This window comes from Armatimonadota bacterium (assembly GCA_020354555.1).
Classification (GTDB): Bacteria; Armatimonadota; Hebobacteria.
Window position 1 is genome coordinate 544,511 of record CP070648.1, and the last position, 2,872, is coordinate 547,382.

General features: G+C 63.9%; 4 protein-coding genes. 3 read left to right on the top strand and 1 reads right to left on the bottom strand.

All coding sequences use genetic code 11. The features are described from left to right. On the bottom strand, positions 1-821 hold an 821-nt coding region (locus JSV65_02225; protein UCH35189.1), incomplete at its 3' end, for a hypothetical protein. A 271-nt stretch (positions 822-1,092) separates the two neighbouring features. On the opposite strand from JSV65_02225, the gene JSV65_02230 reads away from it, so the two are divergent. From JSV65_02230 to JSV65_02240, 3 genes are all read left to right on the top strand, one after another. Then, complete coding sequence (locus tag JSV65_02230; GenBank protein UCH35190.1) at positions 1,093-1,197, top strand: SHOCT domain-containing protein; 105 nt, start codon at positions 1,093-1,095, stop codon at positions 1,195-1,197. A 3-nt stretch (positions 1,198-1,200) separates the two neighbouring features. Beyond that, positions 1,201-1,788 carry a cytochrome c gene (locus JSV65_02235; protein ID UCH35191.1) on the top strand — a complete coding sequence of 196 codons (588 nt, stop codon included), beginning with the start codon at positions 1,201-1,203 and terminating at the stop codon, positions 1,786-1,788. A 128-nt stretch (positions 1,789-1,916) separates the two neighbouring features. Continuing rightward, positions 1,917-2,546 (top strand): hypothetical protein, encoded by a 630-nt coding sequence (locus JSV65_02240; GenBank protein ID UCH35192.1) that lies wholly within the window; start codon positions 1,917-1,919, stop codon positions 2,544-2,546. Positions 2,547-2,872: the final 326 nt, after the last annotated feature.

The following is a 2,872-nucleotide window of genomic DNA, read 5'->3' on the forward strand; positions in this document are numbered from 1 at the left end:
ATGATGCCGTGCAGCATGTGCAGGTTGTCGAAGATGTTGGCGGCTGCGGGCGCGAGTTTTGAGAAACGCGGCATCGCTTCGCGCGAGAGCACCATGCGGTTGGGCGGATGCCGGAGCACTGTTTCGGTGAACAGCCGGTCGATGTTCTTAACCGCGCGATCCTGCTCCTCGTGATACACCAGCTGCGCCTCATACACCACGGGGTGCCACCAGTGGAAGCCCCAAAAGAGGCTATTGGCGAGGGGCCATTTCTGGCGGAATGACCGGAACCACGGCTGCTTCATCAACTGCACGCGTTTCATCACCACTTCTTCGAACGGCGCGGGGCTGAGGGCGATGCCCGGTTCGCTGAGGTAATAGGCGACCGAGCGGCCGAGCCACTTCTGCTTGTCCGGCAGGGCGATTGAGTCGTCGGCCATGATGTCGTAGAGCTGCTCGTGGAGCTGATGCGTCCAGTTGATGACATTCGGCATGCGCCATGCCAATCGCGCGAACTGCGGCCCGACGTATTCCTGGTGGGGCTCGACACGCGGCGGGTGGTCGAAGTAGTAGAGGGCTTGAGCGAACAGGTTCTCATCGGCATCGCGCACATCGGCGGGATCATAACCGACGCGCATAATCTCGTCGTGCACTGCCCCGTGCGCCCAGTGAGCGATGGTCGTGAGCTTGTAGTCTCCGGGGTGGCGCTCGTAGAACGCGAAGTTGTACGGGCCGCGCAGGTATGATACGGCGTTGCGCTGCTCCGCCGCTGCGGTGACGGCGAATATCATCCCGACAGCAGCGGCATACAGTGCAGGCGCCAGGTCTATGGGCCCTCTCATTTCTGATGATCTCCCCGCTGTGATGTTCTCGTCTTGCCCGCGACTTATGGGCTTCCTGTCCGTTCGCAAGCCCAAACCGAGGCGATGTTCCGGACGCGGCGATTCCCGTACCTGACAGGACTACGCCGTCCGCTGGCGCTGCGGTCTGCCGGACTTTGTGCGATACGGAGGCCAAGGCAGCGCGAGTTTCTGGGCGAAAAGCAAAACGGTGAGTTGGGTGCCGCACGCGACTCGGCAGGCAAGATGATGGGGCTATGCATGCGCGACTGAGTTGCGGGTCACAGGACGCCGTTTCAAGCAGTCAGGAAGGCGCTACGCGCGCGGGGAAATCACGCGCGAGCAGTACCAGGAGATGAAACGCGATCTGGAGGGGTGATCGATGCAGAGACGCACGGTGCTCTTTGTGGCAATTGCGTGTCTGGTAATCGTGGCGGGCATCGTCATTATCGCCGCGTATGTTGTTGCGGGTCGCTCGCAGCGCCTCGCGGCAACCACTCCGGGAGCGCACGGCATGCCCGGCGGACCGATGATGGAAGGAGCGGCGCCGGGCGCGACCAAAGCGGCCGACGACTCCGCGGGCGAGCGCATCTACCACACCCCTACCGACGCAGAGGGCAAGCGCATATCCTTCACCGGCGGGCCGCACTGGTTGTCCATGCACGGCGGGTCCTGCGTCAGTTGCCACGGGCCCGATGGGCGCGGCGGGATCCCGGTCATGCCGACGGGCGTGGTGGCACCGGATATCCGCTACGACGCGCTCACCGGCAAGGAGCACCCGGAGGTCGAGACCGAGGAAGGCGAACACGAGCACGAGGCGTACACCGACGCCGGGATCAAGCGGGCGATTACGGACGGCATTGAGCCCAGCGGTGAGGAACTCGATCCGACCATGCCGCGATGGCGGATGTCGGAGAAGCAGCTCGATTCGCTGCTCGACTACCTGAAGGAGATCGGGCGACCCGAGTGATGCGCTGATCCCGCGCCGAGGCCATGGCGCTTTGGGCGCAGGAAATTCCGCGGGGTACGGCAAATGTTGAGGACAGCGGGGCGCGGCGGCCAGGCCGCGCTCCGCATCGTATCGGGAGGGAGTCACCGATGGCTAAGATCGAGCGAGCACAGATTAAGAACCCGTGGCGCGAGCAGCACCCGCGCGAGATGACGGAGATCGAGCAGGAAGTCGAGCGCATGGCGGAGAGCGGCGAGGCGCAAACGCGCACCGCCTACACGCCGGTGGTGTACGAGTACTGGGCCCCGTTCAGCTACCCGAACTTCTGCGTCGAGCTGGGCCGTACGGATCCTTACGTCGGGGCCGAGTTCAACACCGACGGGGTGGAGTTGGACGTGCCGCCGTACGGCGCGATCACGTTCGTTGAAGACGAGCCCATCGTGGGCGTGACGGTCATCGGCAGCGCGTGCGTGCCGCCAGGGTTCATCCTGCTATTCTGCGAGCCCATGGAGTGGAAGTACCCGCGCAGCGGTGTGAAGTTCCGGATTGACGGGCTGTGGGGCGAGCACATGCGCATCGAGCCGTGGCGGAAGGGGATTGATGACGGCTACCGTGATGCCGGCATGAGCAGCGCCGTGTTCGAGATTCCGGAGTCGAAGAAAGTCACCATCATGTCCGGCAGCCAGATGACGATGGATGAGCAGGACTTCGAGAACTTCCGTCACGACGCGCATTACTGCACGCGCATCATCCGGGTGACAGTGAAGAAGCCGGTGTAGGGAAACCAAGCCGCAGAGCGCACAGAAGCCCACGGGAGCCGTGGAGTGCGCTGCCGGGGCGTTTGCCGCCAGCCAACGCGAAAGGCCGACGCCTCGCGCGGATCTATTGGGCGAGCCAGGGCAGGTCCGTCCAACAGACTCCAATGACATCCGCGCCGATCCGCGTCAATCCACGGGCTGCGTAATTGCCGGTCTTAGCCCCGGATCTCCGCCACCGCTGCGTGGGCGCCGGCGGCGAGGAAGTTCATCTCCGAGGAGTACATGATGCAACGCATGCCGCGCTGCATCCATTTCTTCACCACCGCTGCGTCCGCCCAGTGAATGCC

Coding starts and splice junctions, on each gene's coding strand:
- JSV65_02235 (UCH35191.1), top strand. CDS start 1,201: ATGCAGAGACGCACGGTGCTCTTTGTGGCAATTGCGTGTCTGGTAATC.
- JSV65_02240 (UCH35192.1), top strand. CDS start 1,917: ATGGCTAAGATCGAGCGAGCACAGATTAAGAACCCGTGGCGCGAGCAG.